The organism is Massilia sp. CCM 8734, assembly GCF_011682155.1.
Taxonomy (GTDB): domain Bacteria; phylum Pseudomonadota; class Gammaproteobacteria; order Burkholderiales; family Burkholderiaceae_D; genus Telluria_A; species Telluria_A rubra.
Genome location: NZ_WHJI01000016.1, coordinates 112,837 through 131,533, shown reverse-complemented (window position 1 = coordinate 131,533; position 18,697 = coordinate 112,837). Strand labels below are relative to the sequence as shown.

Here is an 18,697-nt window from a genome sequence, read left to right as displayed (position 1 = left end):
CAGATCGGTATGTTGCAACGCATATCGATATCAATCAGGGGTATGATTCAATGATGGAGACACTCAACCCCAACTGGTTTTTGAAGGCGCGCCTGAAAACGCGCCAACTGCTGCTGCTGATCGCGCTCGACGACCACCGCAACATCCACCGCGCCGCCGAGGCGCTGCACATGACCCAGCCGGCGGCGTCGAAACAGATCAAGGATCTGGAAGAGATGCTCGACGTTAAGCTGTTCGAGCGCCTGCCGCGCGGCATGGAGCCCACCATGTTCGGCGAAACCATGGTGCGCCACGCCCGCATGGCGCTGACCAGCCTGGCACTGGCGCACGACGACATCGTCGCCCTCAAAGCCGGGCTGGCCGGGCAGGTCGAGGTGGGCGTGATCATGACGCCCGCCATGGCGCTGCTGCCGCGCGCGATCGCACGCATCAAGGAGCAGGCGCCGATGCTGCGGATCGGCGCGCATATGGACACGAGCAATATCCTGATCGACAAGCTGCAGCACGGCATGCTCGACTTCATGATCGGGCGCATCCTCGAAAAAGACAATTCCGCCGGTCTGATCTACGAAGAACTGAACGAGGAGCCGGCCTGCGCGGTCGTGCGCGTGGGCCATCCGCTGCTCGGCGTCGACCAGCTCGAACTGAAGCACATCGCCGACCAGCCCTGGATACTGCCGCCGCACGGCAGCATCTTGCGGCACCGCTTCGACATGATGTTCCGCCGCGCCGGGCTCGACATTCCCGTGAACGTGGTCGACACCACCGCGCTGCTCTTGATCACGGCGCTGCTGCAGCAGACCGATTCGCTGCATGTGATGCCGGTCGAGGTGGCGCGCTATTACGCCTCGCTCAAGGTGCTGAGCATCCTGCCGATCGAGTTGCCCTGCAAGATGGATGCCTTCGGTATCATTCGCCAGAAAGACCATTTGCTGTCGCCGGGCGCGGAGCTGCTGTTGCAGGCGGTGCGCGAGACGGCGCAGGAAATGGGCTGACACCTTGGCGCTGACACCTCGGCTTGAGCCTCCCACCACTTTTGCGAGCATTTCGATGAGCAACGACACTACCCCCGCGCGTCCGCGCGAGATCACCCTGCGTTTCCTGGCCGAGCCGACCGACGTCAACTTCGGCGGCAAAGTCCACGGCGGCGCCGTGATGAAATGGATAGACCAGGCCGGCTACGCCTGCGCGGTCGGCTGGAGCGGCTATTACTGCGTCACCGTGTATATCGGCGGCATCCGCTTCTATAAACCCATCTTCATCGGCCAGATCGTCGAAGTCAAGGCGATGATTGTCCATACAGGCAACTCGAGCATGCACATCGCCATCGATGTCTCGGCTACCGAGCCGAAGACCGGTGCGCGCAAGCGCACCACGCGCTGCCTGGTGGTGTTCGTGGCGGTCGACAATGCCGGCGACACCGTCAAGGTGCCGTCCTGGACTCCGGTCGACGAGGACGACAAGCGCTTCGAACAGTACGCCATCCACATGGCTGCCTTGCGCAAAGAACAAGAAGAAGAGTTGCTCGCCACCGAAACAAGCCCGGCTGTGTGACAATAGCGCCACACTTTGTGGTTTTTCGGTGAAAATTTCTCAATTTCCAAACAGTTATGTTCGCTAACGAACCGAACCTGTGTTGTGATTAAGGAATAGTGGATACCGAGCTAAGCACAAAGGCATTAGCGATAACGACATCAGCGATAAACCAAACGGGTAGGCCAAGCCTGCCCCAACACACATACGAGAGAATACAACATGACCCTGACTAAGAAAATCGGTACTCTGAGCGCAATCGGTTTCGCCATGCTGGCAGCACAAGCATCGGCACAAGACCAGTTCGTGAATCCAGAGTGGGCAAATACCGCGACCTACATCGGCGCTGGTATCGGCCAGTCGCGCAGCTACACCAAAGCGGCTCCAGTGATCAAAAACCTGAACAGTCAAGGCGGGTTCGTCAATTCGTGGAGCACCGACGAAAAAGACGTTGGTTACAAATTGTTCGTTGGTAAGCAACTGAGCCGCTACTTCGCAGTAGAAGCTGGTTTCTTTGACCTGGGCAACTTCAACGTCCAAACCCGCAACAACCTGGGCGGCGTCATGAACGCTGAACAGAAGTACAAAGGCGTGAACCTGGACCTGATCGCACAAGTACCGATGAGCGAGCGTTTCTCGGTCTACGGCCGTGCCGGTATGCATTACACCAAAGCGACCACCGAATTCTCGGGTAACCGCGCGGTTGGCCTGTTCGCTGGCAAGTCGAGCGAGAAGAAGCTGAACCCGAAATTCGGCGTTGGCCTGGAATACAAATTTACCGAAGCGCTGGCCCTGCGCGCCGAAGCTGAAAACTATCGCATCGACGACGCACTGCGCAGCAACGGCAACACCAAGCTGTACTCGATGAACCTGGTCTACAAACTGGGTCGTCCGGCAGCATCGGCGCCAATGCCAGCACCAGCGCCAGCACCAATGCCGGAAGCGACGCCAGCACCAATGCCAGCACCAATGCCAGCACCAGCGCCGGCCCCAGTGCCAGTGTCGGAAAAAGTCTCGTTCGCTGCTGAAGCCCTGTTCGACTTCGACAAATCGGTTGTCAAGCCAGAAGGCAAAGCTGCCCTGGACGATCTGCTGAACAAGCTGCAAGGCATGAACACCGAAGTGATGGTCACCGTTGGCCATACCGATTCGGTTGGTTCGGATGCTTACAACCAGAAACTGTCGCTGCGCCGCGCTGAAGCTGTCAAAGCTTACATCGTGTCGAAAGGTGTTGAAACGTCGCGCGTCTACACCGAAGGCAAGGGCGAGTCCCAGCCAGTTGCTGACAACAAATCGGCTGAAGGCCGCGCTAAAAACCGTCGCGTGACGGTTGAAGTGGTCGGTACCCGTACCGCCAAGTAATCCTTCGCCTCACTAAAAAAACCGCCGCGCCCCTTGGGGCCGGCGGTTTTTTTGCGTTTACGGCTGAGAGTGTTGTTGGAGTAATGAATATTCTTCGATTAAAAATCCTGTGTACGTTGCCGAACAGAGCAGGGCGTGACAAAGGGCAATAGTGACTGACGTTGCTGTTTTCCGGCTACAAGCTCACCCGAAGGAACCCAGAATGACCATCAAAAAACACGCGACGGCACTCATGTGCGTCGTCGGATTGCTCGCAGTTTCCTTCCTCGCCGCCTGCGGCGGGGGCGGGGACCAGGGGCGCGACCCGATTCTCGGCCAGGCCGCCGCCAACCTGGTCAGCGTTGCCGTCACACCAGCCAACGCCACCGTGCTGACCGCCGAAACGCGTCAGTTCACCGCTACCGCCACCTACGCCGATGGCTCGTCGCGCGATGTAACGGCCGAGTCGGCCTGGTTGTCGGCCTCGCCCGGCATTGCCGGCGTGTCCCCGGCCAAAGGCTTGGCCACCGGCATCAGCTCCGGCAGCGCCGCCATCAGCGCCACCTTTTCCAGCAAAAGCGGGGCCGCCACCCTGGTCGTGACGACCCCGTTGCCGCCGCCGCCGCCCGTGGTTACCCTGTTGTCGATCACGGTGACGCCGTCGACCGCGACCATCGCGCCCGGTGTGACGCAGCAATTTGTCGCCATCGGCAACTACTCGGATAAATCGACCGCCATCATCACCAATTCGGTGAGCTGGACGTCGGGCACCACTGCCAACGGCACCATCGTGGCGTCCGGCATGGCGACCGGCGTCGCAGCCGGCAGCACCACCATCAGCGCCAGCAGCGGCGGCCAGATCGGCGGCGCCGTGCTCAACGTCACCGTGCCACCCGTGATTCCGGTCACGCCACCGGTCACGCCACCGCTTGTGCCGCCCGTGGTACCGCCTGTTGTCGGTCCGATCGAACCTCCCGGCGTGCCGCAAGTGCCAACCGTCCCACCGGTCGTGCCGCCAACCGCCGGCATCAGTCTCGGTCGCGCCGCTAGCTTTGCCGTGCTCGCGGGTACCTCGATTACCAATAATTCCGGTGGCACCACCCTGGTCACCGGCGATGTCGGCGCGCCGTCGCAAACCACCGCGCCGGTCCAGGCTGCAGGTTACGCCAACTACAGCTCGGGCCAGATCCTGGCCGGCGCGCTGGAAGACTTGCAGATTGCGGTCACCAGCGCCAACGGGCAAACCTGTACCGTCAACTCGGCCTCGGGCGTCGATCTCGGCGGCCTGGTGCTTACTCCCGGCGTGTATTGCTATGCAGGCGCCATCAGCATTACCGGCACCTTCACGCTCAACGGTCCGGGCGTGTACATCTTCCGCACCGCCTCCACGCTCAACAGCACGGCCAACGCCGTGGTCGCACTGAGCGGCGGCGCCTCGGCTTCGAGCGTGTACTGGATCCCGGCCGGACCGACCACCCTGGGCGCGAATGGCGTCTTCAAGGGATCGATCCTGAGCCAGTCGGCCGCCATTACCGTCGGTGACAACACGACCCTGCTGAGCGGTCGTACGCTGAGCGGCGCCGCGGTTACCCTGCGCAATAATCAGATCAGCAAATAAGCCGACCTTCCATTTTTCCGAAAGAACATCATGACATTAGCAAAACACATCGGCGCCCTGAGCGTCATCGGCTGCGCCCTGCTGGCGAGCCAGGCAGCCCGGGCCGACGAGCCCTTCGTCAATCCGGAGTGGGCCAACAGCGCCTGGTACATCGGCGCCGGCATCGGCCAGTCGCGCGCCAACATCGACAATGAACGCCTGACGCGCAGCCTGACCGCCAACGGCGCCAGCCTGTCGTCCTTCAAGGTCGACGAGCGCGACCTGGCCTACAAGCTGTACGTCGGCAAGCAACTGAACCGCTACTTTGCGATCGAGGCCGGCTTTTTCGACCTGGGCAAGTTCGGATTCGACGCCACCACCTCGCAAAATGGCCGGCTGGTCGGCGAAGCGGGTTTTCGCGGCGTCAACATGGACCTGGTGGGGCAGTTGCCCCTGTCCGAGCGCTTCTCGGTGCTGGGCCGGGTCGGCATGAACTACGCCAAGGCCAGCACCCACTTCAGCGGCAACCGCCTGTTCGCGGTGACCAATCCCAACCCGAGCGAGCGCAAGCTCAATGCCAAGGCAGGGCTGGGGCTGGAATACAAATTCAGCGAAGCGCTGGCGCTGCGCGCTGAAGTCGAGCGCTATCGCGTCAACGATGCCGTCGGCAATCGCGGCGATGTCGATATGGCGTCGCTGAATCTTGTGTACAAGCTCGGCCGCCCGGCGGCGAGTCGCCCGGTCCCGGTCGCGCCGATGGCGCCGGCCGCGCCAAGCGTGACGCCGGCGCCGGCCATCGTCCAGCCGGCCCCGGCCGCGCCGGTTGCCGTCTCGGAAAAAGTTTCGTTTGCCGCCGAAGCGCTGTTCGACTTCGACAAATCGGTGGTCAAGCCGGAAGGCAAAGCGGCCCTGGACGATCTGCTCAAAAAGTTGCAAGGCATGAACACCGAAGTCATGGTCACCGTTGGCCACACCGACTCGGTCGGTACCGACGCTTACAACCAGAAACTGTCGCTGCGCCGCGCTGAAGCGGTCAAAGCCTACATCGTCTCGAAAGGTGTTGAAACCTCGCGCGTCTACACCGAAGGCAAGGGCGAATCGCAACCGGTCGCCGACAACAAAACCGCCGAAGGGCGCGCCAAAAACCGCCGCGTGACGGTGGAAGTGGTCGGCACCCGCAGCGTCAACAAGTAACTCATTCGCAACAATTTCTTAACCGAGGTCAGACCCCGGTTTATCCCGCCGGCATCCGTTCTTTCCCCAACTTGGGTGGGAACGGAGGTCGGCGGGACATTTCCGTTGTATTTAAGTACAATGTTGCCGATCTTTAAGTCGTTATGTTCGCTATCGAACAGAATAGCGCGGTGCGTAAGATAATCATGTCGGATACACCTCGTAACGCCGAGAAATTTTCATTCCCAAGGACGCCTTAATGAACATCCAAAAATATACAAGAACTTTGCTCTGCACAACCGGCCTGCTGGCTGCGGCGGTGCTTACCGCCTGCGGCGGCAGCAGCGACCACGGCCGTGATCCGATCCTGGGCCTGCCGGCTGCGGAATTGGTCAGCGTCAGCGTCACCCCGGCCACGGCCACCGTTCTGGTCGGCGCCAGCCAGCAATTCCTGGCCACCGCCAGCTACGCCGACGGTACCTCGCGCAACGTGACCGACCTGTCGACCTGGGCCTCGGCCTCGCCGGCCATCGCCCGCGTTACCCCTGCGGGCGGCCTGGCAACCGGCCTGACCCCTGGCAGCGCCGCCATTACTGCCGCTTTCGGTGCTAAAACCGGCGCCGCCACCCTGCAGGTCAATGCCATGACGCCCGTCACGCCACCCGTGGTGGTGAGCCTGACCGGCCTGTCGGTGACCCCGGCCAGCGCCAGTGTCCGTGTCGGCGCCAGCCAGCAGTACACCGCGATCGCCACCTATTCCGACAGCTCGACCGCCGTCATCACGAACAACGTGAACTGGATGTCGGGCAGCACGGCAATTGCCACCATCGTCCAATCGGGCAGCGCCACCGGCGTCGCCGTCGGCAATGCCGTGATCACGGCCAGCTCCGGCGACAAGAGCGCCACCGCAGCGCTGACTGTCACGCCTGCGCTGGTCATCGACCCGCCGCCGGTCGTCGTGGTGCCGCCTGTCGTCGTTCCACCAGTCGTGGTGCCGCCAGTCGTGGTGCCGCCAGTGACCGTACCGCCGGTCACCACGCCACCGGTGGTTGACTTCCCGAGCGATGGCGGCATTGGCCTGGGCAGCATCAACGAATTCGCCGTGCTGGCGCGCACCACCATTACCAACAACGCCGGCGGCACGACCTTCGTGACCGGTAACGTTGGCGGCCCTGTGCAAAATGTCGAACCGCCGCAAGCGATCGGTTACATCAACGTCAAATCGGGTTTCGAGCTGAGCCGTCCTTTCGAGGACCTGCAAGTGGCCGTTATCAATGGTAACAACCGTCCTTGCACCGTCCTTTCGGATACCGGCATCGAACTCGGCGGCCTGGTGCTGAAACCTGGCGTGTACTGCTACTCGGGCGCCATCAACCTGACCGGCAAGCTGACCCTGAACGGCAGCGGCGCTTACATCTTCCGCGCCAAGTCGACCCTGACCACGGCTGCCAATTCGATCGTCGAACTGACCAATGGCGCGTCGCACAACAATGTGTTCTGGATTCCTTTCGGCGAAACCAATCTGGGCGCCAAGAGCGCGTTCCAGGGCACCATCCTCGCCGGCGGCGAAGACATCAAGGTTGGCGACGGTGCGTCGGTCCTGAACGGTCGTTTGTTGAGCGGTAAGGCTGTCGTCCTGCTCAATAACAAAATCACCAAATAAAAAACTTTCGAGAGAATACAATGACATTCACAAAAAAAGCCGGCCTCGTGGGCGCCATCGGTTGCGCCCTGGTAGCCGGGCAGGCGACGGCGGCGGACGACGTCTTCATCAATCCGGAATGGGCTAACAGTGCCTGGTACGTGGGCGGCAATGTCGGCCAGTCGCGCGCCAATATCGACGACGTGCGCCTGATCCGCAGCCTGACCGCCAACGGCGCCGCGCTGACCAACTTCACGGCCGATGAAAAAGATGTCGGCTACAAGTTGTACGTCGGCAAGCAGCTGAACCAGTACTTCGCGGTCGAAGCTGGCTTGTTCGATCTGGGCAAGTTCGGCTTCAAGTCGACCACCACCCAGAACGGCACGCTCAACGGCGAAGCCGGTTTCCGTGGCGCCAACCTGGACCTGGTGGCGCAAGTGCCGCTGTCGCAGCGTTTCTCGGTGTTCGGCCGCGCCGGCATGAACTATGCCAAAGCGACCACGCGCTTTAACGGCAACCGCCTGTTCGCGGTGACCAATCCGAGCCCGAGCGAGCGCAAGCTCAACGCCAAGGCCGGCTTCGGCCTGGAATACAAGTTCAGCGAAGCGCTGGCCTTGCGCGGCGAAGTCGAGCGTTACCGTGTCAACGACGCCGTGGGCAACCGCGGCGATGTCGACCTGTTCTCGGTTGGCCTGGTCTACAAGATCGGTCGTCCGGCCGCCCGCCCGGTTGCCGCTCCGGTTGAGCCGCCGCCGCCGGCGGTGGTGCCGACGGTAGCGCCAGCGGCGGCCCAGCCGCCGGTCGAGCCAGCCAAGCCGGTGCCGACGTCGGAAAAAACCACCTTCTCGGCCGAAGCCCTGTTTGCCTTCGACAGCGCAGTGCTGCGTCCGGCGGGCAAGGCATCGCTCGACGAGTTGCTCGGCAAGCTGCAAGGCATGGATACCGACGTCATGATCACGGTCGGCCACACCGACTCGATCGGCAGCAACGCGTACAACGAGAAGTTGTCGCTGCGCCGCGCCGCGTCGGTGAAGACCTACCTGGTATCGAAAGGCATTGACGCCGCGCGCGTGTACACCGAAGGCAAGGGCGAAACCCAGCCGGTAGCCGACAACAAAACGGCTGAAGGCCGCGCCAAGAACCGCCGCGTGACGGTGGAAGTGGTCGGTATGCGCCGCTAAGCTGATTCGGCTGGCTGTGCAAAAAACCGCCGGGCTGCGCGCCCGGCGGTTTTTTTACGTTCTATCGCCTCACCGGTGTCAGGTCTGACATTCGGACACGCGCCTCACCGGTGTCAGGTCTGACATTCGGACACGGGCCCAACAATACACGGCACCTCACCCCCGCCGGTGTCAGGTCTGACAATCGGACACGTGCTCAGCACTCGCGCACAGCCTAACGTTGAGGTCGTGTCCGAATGTCAGACCTGACACCGGGGAGGGTTGGTGTGGGAACGTACGGTGGTGACAAGCGGACTGGGGTCTAATGGCGGCTGATCATTGATTGGCAGCTCCCCATGCGCAAGAAAAACGACGACGCTCCCGCCATCGCAGCGCTGGCCCGGCCCGGCTTCGTCCAGGTGCGCGGCGCCCGCGAGCATAATCTGAAAAACGTCGATGTCGACATTCCGCGCGATGCGCTGGTGGTGTTTACGGGCGTCTCCGGCTCCGGCAAGTCCTCGCTCGCTTTCGGCACCTTGTACGCCGAGGCCCAGCGGCGCTACCTCGAATCGGTCTCGCCCTACGCGCGCCGCCTGTTCCACCAGATGCCGGTGCCCGAGGTCGACGACATCGACGGCTTGCCGCCCGCCGTCGCCATGCAGCAGCAGCGCGGCTCGCCCACCACCCGTTCCTCGGTCGGCAGCGTCAGTACCTTGTCCAATTCGCTGCGCATGCTGTATTCGCGCGCCGGCGACTATCCGGCGCGCCAGCCGCTGTTGTACGCCGAATCGTTTTCGCCCAATACGCCGGAAGGCGCCTGCACCGAGTGCCATGGCCTGGGCCGCGTGTACCAGGTGACCGAACAGTCGATGGTACCCGACGACAGCCTCACCATCCGCGAACGCGCCGTCGCCGCCTGGCCTACCGCCTGGCACGGCCAGAACCTGCGCGATATCCTCGTCACGCTCGGCTACGATGTGGATACGCCCTGGCGCGACCTGCCCAAAAAGGTGCGCAACTGGATCCTGTTTACCGACGAGACGCCAACGGTTCCGGTGTACGCCGGTTTTACGCCGGACCAGGTGCGCGCGGCGCTCAAACGCAAGGAAACGCCGAGTTACCAGGGCACTTTTACCGGCGCGCGCCGCTACGTGCTGCACACCTTCGCCAGCACCGAAAGCGCATCGATGAAAAAGCGCGTGGCGCGCTACATGGTCAGCGCCGAGTGCCCGCTGTGCCACGGCAAGCGCCTGCGCCAGGAGTCGCTGTCGGTGACCTTCGGCGGCATGGACATCGCCGACATCTCGCGCCTGCCGCTCGAACGCCTGGCAACGCTACTGCGCCCTTTTGCGGACGGCAGCGCCAGGCGCAATGCCAGGGCGGCGGCCGCGCATCCCGAAAAAATCATCGTCACGCGCCGCATCGCCGAAGACCTGGTCGCGCGCCTGGACGTGCTGCTGGCGCTGGGCCTGGGCTATCTGTCGCTCGAGCGCAGCACGCCGACCCTGTCGCCGGGAGAGTTGCAGCGCCTGCGCCTGGCCACCCAGGTGCGTTCGAACCTGTTCGGGGTGGTGTATGTGCTCGATGAACCTTCGGCCGGCCTGCATCCGGCCGATACCGAAGCCTTGTTGACCGCGCTGGCCCAGCTCAAGGCGGCCGGCAATTCGCTGTTCGTGGTCGAACACGCGCTCGATGTAATCCGCCACGCCGACTGGATCGTGGACGTCGGTCCCGAAGCGGGCGAGCAGGGCGGCCATATCCTGTACAGCGGCCCGCCCGATGGTTTGCGCGATATCGCGGCCTCGCACACGCGCCGCTACCTGTTCGCGGCCGATCCGCCACCGGCGCGCACGCCGCGCGAACCGGCGGCCTGGCTACGGCTCGAAGGCGTCACCCGGAATAACCTCGACAAGCTCGATATCGATCTGCCGCTTGGCGTCATGGCCAGCGTGACCGGCGTATCCGGCTCCGGCAAGTCAAGCCTGGTCAGCCAGGTGCTGGTGGAACTGGTCGGCGCGGCGCTTGGCCAGCCGCAGGTGGCGCAGGCCGACGAAGGCGAGCAGCCGGAGCATGTTGAAGTGATCCCGACAGAAGGTCGCATCGTCTCCGGCATGGAGCACATCCTGCGCCTGGTGCGGGTCGACCAGAAGCCGATCGGGCGCACCCCGCGCTCGAACCTGGCCACCTACACCGGCCTGTTCGACCATGTGCGCAAACTGTTCGCCGCCACCAAAACGGCGCGTGCGCGGCATTATGACGCGGGCCGTTTCTCGTTCAACGTGGCCAAGGGCCGCTGCGCCCATTGCGAAGGCGAGGGCCAGGTGATGGTCGAACTGCTGTTCCTGCCCAGCGTGTACGCGCCATGCCCGACCTGCAATGGCGCGCGCTATAACGCCAAGACCCTGGAAGTGACCTGGAATGGCAAGAACGTCGCCGAGGTGCTGGGGATGACGGTCGATGCCGCCGCCGCGTTTTTTGCGGAAGAGGCGCCCGTGGCGCGCTCGCTGGACGTGCTGCGCGACGTCGGCCTGGGCTACCTGCGCCTGGGCCAGCCGGCCACCGAATTGTCGGGCGGCGAAGCGCAGCGCATCAAGCTGGCCACGGAGTTGCAGCGCGCCGCGCGCGGCAAGATGCTGTACATCCTCGACGAGCCGACCACCGGCCTGCATCCGTCCGATGTCGACAAGCTGCTGGTGCAGCTCGAACGCCTGGTCGATGCCGGCAACAGCGTGATCGCGGTCGAACACAATATGCGGGTGGTCGCGGCCAGCGATTGGGTGATCGATATCGGACCGGGCGCCGGGGACGCGGGCGGCAGGGTTGTTTGTTCCGGGCCGCCGGCCCTGGTGGCGCGTGAAAAACGCAGCCGCACGGCGCACTATCTCGGCAAATTCCTGAGCGCGGAAAACTGATCGGTGAATATGCGGAAGAGGGATGTGGCAAGAGCGGAACGGTCGCGCCGCACAGCGGCGGCGAAACGCGGCCAAGGTATCGTGGTCGGGGTGGGTGTTGGCCGCGAAATAGCGGAACGCCACGGACTCGTAGGTCGCACGCTCGATCTTGCGGCTGGACGGCAAGCCGGTGGCATAGCCGTATATGAGTAGCCCAACAGAACAGCCGGGTGATGCGCTGCCGAGCCGCGTCCCGCATACTGGCGCGTCAGCTCCGACAGATCCAGACGCTCGATTACCTCCAATCGCTTGTGACTTGAGAATGCGTCAACTACCCCGACCTAAAGGCCGGAGCTTGCAACAGCTCGCTTGACCGGACTTGGCGCAAGGCAGCGCACCGTTGCAACAGCAGTGAATCAACAGGGTGGCCGGCATGAGCCGGCCGCCACCTCTGCTTATTCGCCCGACACGGCGCTGTAAGCGCGCTTGCGGGTGTTGCCAACCGCCGGATCGAGCGGCTGGGTGCCGTACGGCGCGCTGATGGCTGGCGTGCCCGATACACTGCTGGCGCCTTTTTGCGCCGCGCCGATGATCACGGTACGGCGCTTACCGTCGACCTTGACGCCGAGCGCCACCACCGGCGTCGGTGGCAAGCCGCCACCGACGAACCCGGTACGGCGCGCGCCGCCGCAGGTGCCCTTGACCCCGATCGCGCCGGAACCGTTGAACAGGTTGACCCAGTAGCCGGCCGCTTCGCCCAAGGTGCTCGAGCAGGTGCCTTCGAGCGCTGGCGTGGCCCGGTTAGTGCTGAAGGTCACCATGCCGCCGGCAATCAGCGCGCTGGTGACCACTTGTTCACCCTTGTACGGCAGGCTCATGAACCAGCCCACCATCGACGAGCCGGGCAGCACACCTTCCTTTTTGCAATCGGTGTTGCCGGTGTAGTCGGCCAGCGTGGTGTCGAGGTTGCGCGCCGCGGCGCGCGTGCCCAGCGCCAGGTCGTCGCGCAGCGCCAGGTCGTCGCGGTACACGTAGAAGCGGTTGACGACGCCGCCATACGGATAGTGCGTCTCGAGCGGATGCTCGCGGTCGCCCGAACCGATCGCCACATACGCCTTGGTACCGACAGCCACCACTGCCGGCGCGAACAGGAATTTGCGTCCGGCGCCGGCGGTGTAGGCCACCTTGCGGCTGCGCCAGTCCTCTTTCGCCAGCGCGCTCAGGCTGGACGGATCGTCGACGAAATCGATGCGGTACAGGCTGCCGCCGATATCGGCCGCGAAGGCATAATCGGCCGTGCCGTCATTATTGATGTCGACCGTGGCAAGGTCGGCCGCCACGCCGCGGTCTGTGCTGAACGAGCGCACCACGCTGCCGGTGTCGGCATCGAGCAGGTACACCTTGCCGCCCTTGGTAGCGTCGCAGTCGGGCTCGATCTTGTTGGCGTCCTCACACTTGTCGTAGCCGCCGCCGACGATGACCAGCGGAAGCGGTCCGGTAGCGTCCTTGTACCCCTTGACCTTGATCACGCGTGGCATCGACCAGCTCTGGCCCATGTCGGTCATGCCGGGGGTGCAGGTGCTGTCGGCGTCCGTCTCGCAGCCGGCTTTCCACTTGAACGCCGGTGCCGTCGGCGAGCTCACGTCCAGGGCATAGATCATGCGGCCGCCACGGCGCATGGTCGGGTAGATCCATACCTTGCTGTTGGTCACATTCTGATACAGGCCAATCGAACCGTCGAAGAAGTAATCCTTGGCCATCGGCGCCGGCGTTGGCGCCACGACCGTCAGGCCGGGGTAGGAGATCTGTGGACTGTTGCTCTTCAGCCGGCCCAGCTTGGTGAAGAATTCCGGCGCCACGAACGACCATTGCTCGACGCCGGTCGCGGCATCGATGGCGTGCAGGGCGCCGCCATTGCCACCGTAAAACACGCTGACGCCCTTGTTCGGCAGCGCGGCGGTGCCGTAATTGACCGGCATTGGCCGCGAGTGGACCACGTCGCCGTGGATCGAGGGCCGCGCCGAGCCGGTGGTCTCGAGATTCTTCTTCTCGTTGTTGACATCCTCGCCGCGGATGAAGTTGACCACATCCTCGTCGAGCTTGGAATTGACGGCGGTGAACGGGACCAGGGCGCCGGCCGACAAGGTCAGCATGTTGCGCTTGAGCGTGGCGGTATTGCTGCCCCCGGTGGCAACGTTGCCCTGACGCAGAACCTGCGCCGCAGCCCCTTTTTCCACGAACGGCCCGTCGGGTGCGTCGGAAAACGGACTCACGCCCACCCCCAGGGTCGGACAGGTACTGATCGGCACCGGATCCAGACCCAGGCCGCTCCAATAGGCGCCGCTGTCCTTGGTCCAGTAACTGTTGGCGCAGGCGGTGACGAAACCGGTGTTCGGATTGAGCGCGGGCAGGCCGTTGGCGTCGGCCAGGTCGATGCCGATGCCGTCGGCATTGGCGATCAGCTGGTAGCGTTTCAGGTTACCGAACCAGCGCGGCGCGGCGTTTGGATCGGGACGGAACATGCCGATGAACAGCTGGTTCTCGTTTTGCGAGCGGTTGGTGGCGTTCACCGGCAGGCTGGTCGAGGCGAATGCCGTATTCACCGCCTGGATCTCGGTCATGATGACTTTCAGGGCAGCCGTGATCTCGTTCTCGTTGGTGGCCTTGAAGTACTTGCCGCCGCCGGCCTTCGCCATGCTCAGCAGCAAAGAGGTGGTTTCCGCGTTCGGCTGGGCGTTATGGACGTCAATGGTATAGGTGGTCACGGACGGGCGGATATCCGAATTGTCGACCGGAATGCCATTGTCATGCATGAAGCGGACCCACTCGTCGGCGTTGGCCGGGCCGGTGTCGGTCGTGGTCGTGCCGGTCGGCACGTTGGTGATGAATATATTCTTGCCCAGGATCTCGTACACGCTCTTGCCGGCTTCGCACACCTTGTCCGGCTTGGTGCTCGCGCCGCCGACCACGCAGCTGTTGGTAAATGTGCTGCACGCACTCGCGAACTCGGTCACGCCGACCACCGCCAGCGTCTCGTTGGCATAGCAGGCGCTGGTCACGCCCACCGGGCTGGTCTCGGTCACGCTGGTCGAGGTGTGCTTCGGCAGCGGCAGCTGCGTCACAGGCAGCAAGTTGCCGTTCTTATCTTGATTGTTGGAAAGCACTTTGAGCGCGTTGGAATTGGCGGTGCTGTCGGCGGTCGGCCCGGACGAGCTTGGGTTGCTGATGAAGATGACGAAGTTCTTGCCGCAGGTATTGGCACTCGTGATGGGCGGCTGGAAGCGGGTATAGGTGGTCTTGTGCCCTTCCGCATAGCCGCGCTCGTCGGCAATGTCCAGGGTGGCCGGGCCCGATGTGGCGCCGACCCCGGCGAAATAATTGTAGACGTCGTGCATGAGGGCGCCATACGGCGCGTTCGAACCGATGATTTCGCTCGTCTTGCTGTAGTTCGCTTCGATCGTGTCGAGATGGTCGGTGAACCCCAGTTTATTACTGACATCCATCGGCAACACGTGCGAGCGCACGAAGCCGCCTTCGTACTTGCCGCCGCCGGTGACAAATTCCATCAGGCCGACGTTGATTTTGTCATCCATGCCGGCGATCGTGCTGCGGATTGCCCTCACTTCAGACAAGCCCTGCTTATCGCCCGAGGGCCAGTGCTGTTTCGCGGTTGACCAGTTGGCAGTGTTGTCGAGCACGATGAGCACGCGTGGATTGATCGCCTTGCCGCCGGATCTTCCCGTGAAGATGTCGATATCCTCGGCCAGGGTCACGACAGGTGAAGTGCCCAGGGCGGCGCAGATGGCGAGCCGCATGACGTGGTTGTTTCGGACTGTTTTCATGGCATCCTCTCATCTTAGATAGGGCAATTGTCTTCAACGTCATTCAAGGGCACCCGCACCTTGATTCCTTGAACGAGTTCGACGCTCGACTGGGCCACCGCGTCGGTGGCGACGGCGCGCACTTCCCACACCGTGTTGGCACACAGCGAGTCGCCGCTGGTCGCGTCGGGCGATGAAATCATGCAGTTGCGCTCTTCCTCGTCATTCAGATCGAGGTCGGAATTTTTCATCACCTGTACTTTTTTGCAGCTCGGCGCCGGGGTGATGGCCACCGTCACATCGGCGACCTCGTCGCCATTCACATCGATACAGCGCTGATTGGCCAGCTTGCATGGATTGTCGAGCGTGTTGGCGCTGTCGCTGGTAAAGCGCTTGTTGCTGATGACCTCTTCGATCACCCCGCGCGCCGCCGCAATCGCCCCGTCGCGTTGCTGCATATTGCCGACCACAATCAGGTTCGATTTGCCGAGATTAAAACTGGTCAGGGCCAGCATGGTCAGCACCACGAGCATGATCAAGGACGTGATCAGGGCCATACCCTGTTGATTGCGCTTAGTCATTTGATTCTCCTACCGGCAAGGTTGGGCATGGTTACAAGGGATTGAAAGACATTGCGTTTATATCTGTCCTTAGCGGCGGCCACTGTGTTGGGCCGGCCGCTGGCCAGGTTGCCCAGTACATAGCTATTGCTGTCGACGTAGCCTGTCGAGGGCGCGATATTGCGTGCCAACAAATTCAGCTTGACCGCGACCACGCTGCGCCAGTTGGCTACCGCGCACAGTTCGTCGTCGCAATCGTTGGCCGTGGCGGGGTTGCTGTTGTACCGGTCGGCGGTACCGTCGGCGAACAGCGGGGCGGCCGGGCCGACAGTGGCGGCAATAGCCGGATCGTCGCGATCCAGGCCGTACTCAAGTTGCAGGTTTTCGATGCCTTCCACCAGCGGCTGGATCGTGAAGGCCAGGTCGCCGCCTGCATTGGTGCCGAGGACCGCGCGTTTCAAGGTTGGAATGCCATCGTTGTCGTTGTCGTTGTTGGCCACGAAGTAGATGTGGGTCAGGTAGCGCCGCACCGGCACCAGGGTTCCGGCGTTGGTGGCGCTGCAGTCGCGCCCGTGGCGGGTCAGGCCGCTTTCCCTGGTATCGAGGTCGAACGATTTGAGCGGGTCGGCCGAGGCCAGCTCGTCCGGATTATCGAAGCACAGCGAGGCCTGGAAAAAGGCGCCGCCCTCGCTCACCGGATCGCAGCTGAGCTCGCCTGGCAAGCAGGTTTCGACGCGGCGGATCACCAGCACGTCGGTGCCCACCTTCAGGTCGCTGATGCACGAGAGCTGGGTCGCCGTGGCATTGTCTAAGCCCTGCACCGGCACCGGCAGGGCGGCGCGCACCAGGGTCAGATCGGTGGCGCACGGGTCGGGCATGGTCGCAGGACTGATCAGGCGGCCCGGATCGAATTCGCCGAAATAGCCGGCATTGCGGATATCGCCGGCCAGCGTCTGCACGCCATAGCGCCCATTTTCGATCTTGCGGTTGGACGCTTCGATGTCGATCTGGCTGCGGCTGTTTTGGACGAACAGGCCGGCCATGCCGGCCAGCAGTATCAGGCTGATGGTCATGGCGATCATCAGTTCAACCAGCGTGAAACCGCGGCTGTGCAGTATTGGGGTGCGGTTCATGGTGGCCACCTCAATTCACGGGTGTAGGGTTGCACAAAGGCAGGCCAACCGTGATCTGCACCGCGATGGCGCGGCGGTGGGTGTCGGCGCCATACCGGTCCTTGCCGCACGCCAGGCTAGGAGCCTTGATCGGATGTAACCCCTGCCACGCCACGCTGACCATATAGATGCCCGGGCTGCACACGCCGCGCGCGTTGTTCATCGCCTGGACCTCGGTCACGCAACCGCGCGCGCCGGTCATGGCGCCGATATTCGACGAGCCGCTCGAACCCGTCTTGACCTCGGCCGCGCCCTTGAGCGCACGGCTCCACTCGCAGCGGTCGCGGTTCGCGCCCACCGCCTCCAAGCTGCAATCGACATCGGCCGCGAAGTCGTCGCCGGTGCCAAGCGGGGTGGTGGTGACGAACAGCGGCACGTCGGCTAAGGTGCTGCCGTGCATGCGCCCCTGGATGTCTTCCAGCAGCACCACGGCCTGGGCGCGGTGGTATGCTTCGATCGAGCCGACCTGGGCTTTCGTTTGAAAGGCGCCCAGGCCGAGCAGGCCAAAGGCCAGCATGAGCAAGGTGACCAGCACTTCGATGAGGGTAGTGCCGCTCTGGCGGCGCGGGGAGGAGGTGGTGTTCATGATTTGCAGGCGGTTTTTTTCTGGACCGGGCGGCCGCTCAGGTCGAGCTGCAGGCACAGGTGCGAGGCAACCCCGTTGGCCGAAAATTCGAAGCTCGGCCTCTGGCCGGGGCGCAGGCGGCCGTTGGCCTTGAAGGTCACGCTGGCCGGTCCGCTGATGGTGGCGTTGACCACCGGCTTGTACGATTCGATCAGGCCGCCCGGCTTGCTCGGATCGGAAATCGACCAGCCGCTGTGCCAGGCGCCTTCGGTCGTGGCGCGTACCGTCACATCGACCCGGCGGTCGATCGCCTCGCTGCGCGCACGCAGCATGGCGGTAAACAAGTCGGAGCTGGCACTGCGCAAACGGCTCTTGCCCAGCATTTCGCTGAAGGCGGGCGCGGCTATCGCACTAAGTACCGCAAGCATGGATATCACGGCCATTAACTCGAGCACAGTAAAGCCGCCTTGGCGCGGCTGCGCCCGGGCTACCATTTGTCGTTCGGCGTTTTGGCGCCGCTGCTGGTGAGGGTTAAGACTACGTCGTTCGCCTGCGTACCGCCGACCTTGGGGGTGGCGGTGATGGTATAGCCTGGCGGCGGGCCATCGCTCAGGGTCACGCTCAGGGTGTAGCGCGTGGCCACGGCCGGCGGTACCTCCACCAGTGCGGTGATCTCGGCCAATGTGCCGAAGGTTCTGCTGGAGGCGAGGTAATCGGTCTGTTTGGCGGCCATCTGCAGCAGATGGGTCTGGGCTGCGCTGCGCTGGGCGGCCACCACGTGCCGCGTGTACGAAGGATAGGCGATGGCGGACAGGATGCCGATCACCACCACGCAAATCATCAGTTCAATCAGGGTAAACCCGTCGCTGCTGCGTTTCCCAGGCTTGCTTGGTGAGGTCATTTTCGGCTCCTCTGAAGTGAATAAGCACTCTGAGGTTGCTGAGTATAGACCTTGATTCTCTTCCATTGAAGAAATATCCGCTGACAGTTTGCTGACAATCGCACAGATAAAGTTGCTTTTGGTGCAATTGTATTTTGGCTAATTTTTCCCTTGATTAAACAATTCAGGCTCATGCGCGCGGGCCCGAAGGCACTGAAAAGGGAGGGGCGCGCGCGGGCGTCGGTGGCCGGTGCCCCGGGGTGCCGGTCCAGACCCGCATATGCGGCGCGGCCGGCATCGGCCGTGCCGCTGAACGCAGGCGTCTTGCGCAGCTGGTTGAGCGCGATATGCAGCCATGAGCC

The 18,697-nt window shown here is 63.1% G+C and carries 13 protein-coding genes and 3 pseudogenes; 9 read left to right on the top strand and 7 right to left on the bottom strand.

Going from position 1 to position 18,697, the window contains the following annotated elements:
- The first annotated feature begins 53 nt into the window (after nucleotides 1–53).
- The 9 genes and pseudogenes from F2P46_RS16765 to F2P46_RS16730 all read left to right on the top strand — a co-directional run bounded on the left by F2P46_RS16765 (nucleotide 54) and on the right by F2P46_RS16730 (nucleotide 11,358).
- Nucleotides 54–995 (top strand): LysR family transcriptional regulator, encoded by a 942-nt coding sequence (locus F2P46_RS16765; RefSeq protein WP_166891851.1) that lies wholly within the window; start codon nucleotides 54–56, stop codon nucleotides 993–995.
- Nucleotides 996–1,050: 55 nt separating this feature from the next.
- Entirely contained in the window at nucleotides 1,051–1,554 is a 504-nt protein-coding gene (locus F2P46_RS16760; RefSeq protein WP_166891802.1) for an acyl-CoA thioesterase, read from the top strand.
- A 201-nt stretch (nucleotides 1,555–1,755) separates the two neighbouring features.
- Nucleotides 1,756–2,412 (top strand): annotated as a pseudogene (locus F2P46_RS38560) (outer membrane beta-barrel protein); the annotation flags it as partial.
- A gap of 33 nt (nucleotides 2,413–2,445) precedes the next feature.
- Nucleotides 2,446–2,895 (top strand): annotated as a pseudogene (locus F2P46_RS38555) (OmpA family protein); the annotation flags it as partial.
- A gap of 202 nt (nucleotides 2,896–3,097) precedes the next feature.
- Nucleotides 3,098–4,492: an ice-binding family protein gene (locus F2P46_RS16750; RefSeq protein WP_166891797.1), complete on the top strand. Its 1,395-nt coding sequence runs from the start codon at nucleotides 3,098–3,100 to the stop codon at nucleotides 4,490–4,492.
- Nucleotides 4,493–4,522: 30 nt separating this feature from the next.
- Nucleotides 4,523–5,665 (top strand): OmpA family protein, encoded by a 1,143-nt coding sequence (locus tag F2P46_RS16745; protein WP_166891795.1) that lies wholly within the window; start codon nucleotides 4,523–4,525, stop codon nucleotides 5,663–5,665.
- Between the two features lie 238 nt (nucleotides 5,666–5,903).
- Nucleotides 5,904–7,307 carry an ice-binding family protein gene (locus tag F2P46_RS16740; protein ID WP_166891793.1) on the top strand — a complete coding sequence of 468 codons (1,404 nt, stop codon included), beginning with the start codon at nucleotides 5,904–5,906 and terminating at the stop codon, nucleotides 7,305–7,307.
- 20 nt (nucleotides 7,308–7,327) lie between these two features.
- Complete coding sequence (locus F2P46_RS16735) at nucleotides 7,328–8,467, top strand: OmpA family protein (protein ID WP_166891791.1); 1,140 nt, start codon at nucleotides 7,328–7,330, stop codon at nucleotides 8,465–8,467.
- Between the two features lie 335 nt (nucleotides 8,468–8,802).
- The gene (locus F2P46_RS16730) at nucleotides 8,803–11,358 is read left to right on the top strand and encodes an excinuclease ABC subunit UvrA (protein WP_166891789.1); all 2,556 of its coding nucleotides are present in this window, start codon (nucleotides 8,803–8,805) and stop codon (nucleotides 11,356–11,358) included.
- A gap of 54 nt (nucleotides 11,359–11,412) precedes the next feature.
- Here F2P46_RS16730 and F2P46_RS16725 read toward each other — a convergent pair.
- From F2P46_RS16725 to F2P46_RS16695, 7 genes and pseudogenes are all read right to left on the bottom strand, one after another.
- A pseudogene (locus F2P46_RS16725) lies at nucleotides 11,413–11,642 on the bottom strand (transposase); the annotation flags it as partial.
- 150 nt (nucleotides 11,643–11,792) lie between these two features.
- Entirely contained in the window at nucleotides 11,793–15,179 is a 3,387-nt protein-coding gene (locus F2P46_RS16720) for a pilus assembly protein (protein ID WP_166891787.1), read from the bottom strand.
- 14 nt (nucleotides 15,180–15,193) lie between these two features.
- Nucleotides 15,194–15,739 carry a hypothetical protein gene (locus F2P46_RS16715; RefSeq protein WP_166891785.1) on the bottom strand — a complete coding sequence of 182 codons (546 nt, stop codon included), beginning with the start codon at nucleotides 15,737–15,739 and terminating at the stop codon, nucleotides 15,194–15,196.
- Nucleotides 15,736–16,851 (bottom strand): PilW family protein, encoded by a 1,116-nt coding sequence (locus F2P46_RS16710; protein WP_166891848.1) that lies wholly within the window; start codon nucleotides 16,849–16,851, stop codon nucleotides 15,736–15,738. Before F2P46_RS16710 ends, F2P46_RS16715 begins: the two co-directional genes overlap by 4 nt.
- A 10-nt stretch (nucleotides 16,852–16,861) precedes the next feature.
- The gene (locus F2P46_RS16705; RefSeq protein WP_166891782.1) at nucleotides 16,862–17,476 is read right to left on the bottom strand and encodes a prepilin-type N-terminal cleavage/methylation domain-containing protein; all 615 of its coding nucleotides are present in this window, start codon (nucleotides 17,474–17,476) and stop codon (nucleotides 16,862–16,864) included.
- Nucleotides 17,473–17,949 carry a GspH/FimT family pseudopilin gene (locus F2P46_RS16700; RefSeq protein WP_267875868.1) on the bottom strand — a complete coding sequence of 159 codons (477 nt, stop codon included), beginning with the start codon at nucleotides 17,947–17,949 and terminating at the stop codon, nucleotides 17,473–17,475. The genes F2P46_RS16705 and F2P46_RS16700 overlap by 4 nt, the downstream gene beginning before the upstream one ends.
- Nucleotides 17,943–18,356, bottom strand: a complete 414-nt coding sequence (locus tag F2P46_RS16695; RefSeq protein ID WP_166891845.1) for a type IV pilin protein — start codon at nucleotides 18,354–18,356, stop codon at nucleotides 17,943–17,945. Before F2P46_RS16695 ends, F2P46_RS16700 begins: the two co-directional genes overlap by 7 nt.
- Nucleotides 18,357–18,697: the final 341 nt, after the last annotated feature.

What these genes read in the sequence shown, in the direction of transcription:
- F2P46_RS16720 (WP_166891787.1), bottom strand. Translation starts at nt 15,179, where the DNA reads ATGAAAACAGTCCGAAACAACCACGTCATGCGGCTCGCCATCTGCGCC.
- F2P46_RS16710 (WP_166891848.1), bottom strand. Translation starts at nt 16,851, where the DNA reads ATGAACCGCACCCCAATACTGCACAGCCGCGGTTTCACGCTGGTTGAA.
- F2P46_RS16760 (WP_166891802.1), top strand. Translation starts at nt 1,051, where the DNA reads ATGAGCAACGACACTACCCCCGCGCGTCCGCGCGAGATCACCCTGCGT.
- F2P46_RS16750 (WP_166891797.1), top strand. Translation starts at nt 3,098, where the DNA reads ATGACCATCAAAAAACACGCGACGGCACTCATGTGCGTCGTCGGATTG.
- F2P46_RS16765 (WP_166891851.1), top strand. Translation starts at nt 54, where the DNA reads ATGGAGACACTCAACCCCAACTGGTTTTTGAAGGCGCGCCTGAAAACG.
- F2P46_RS16715 (WP_166891785.1), bottom strand. Translation starts at nt 15,739, where the DNA reads ATGACTAAGCGCAATCAACAGGGTATGGCCCTGATCACGTCCTTGATC.
- F2P46_RS16740 (WP_166891793.1), top strand. Translation starts at nt 5,904, where the DNA reads ATGAACATCCAAAAATATACAAGAACTTTGCTCTGCACAACCGGCCTG.
- F2P46_RS16735 (WP_166891791.1), top strand. Translation starts at nt 7,328, where the DNA reads ATGACATTCACAAAAAAAGCCGGCCTCGTGGGCGCCATCGGTTGCGCC.
- F2P46_RS16695 (WP_166891845.1), bottom strand. Translation starts at nt 18,356, where the DNA reads ATGACCTCACCAAGCAAGCCTGGGAAACGCAGCAGCGACGGGTTTACC.
- F2P46_RS16745 (WP_166891795.1), top strand. Translation starts at nt 4,523, where the DNA reads ATGACATTAGCAAAACACATCGGCGCCCTGAGCGTCATCGGCTGCGCC.
- F2P46_RS16730 (WP_166891789.1), top strand. Translation starts at nt 8,803, where the DNA reads ATGCGCAAGAAAAACGACGACGCTCCCGCCATCGCAGCGCTGGCCCGG.
- F2P46_RS16700 (WP_267875868.1), bottom strand. Translation starts at nt 17,949, where the DNA reads ATGGTAGCCCGGGCGCAGCCGCGCCAAGGCGGCTTTACTGTGCTCGAG.
- F2P46_RS16705 (WP_166891782.1), bottom strand. Translation starts at nt 17,476, where the DNA reads ATGAACACCACCTCCTCCCCGCGCCGCCAGAGCGGCACTACCCTCATC.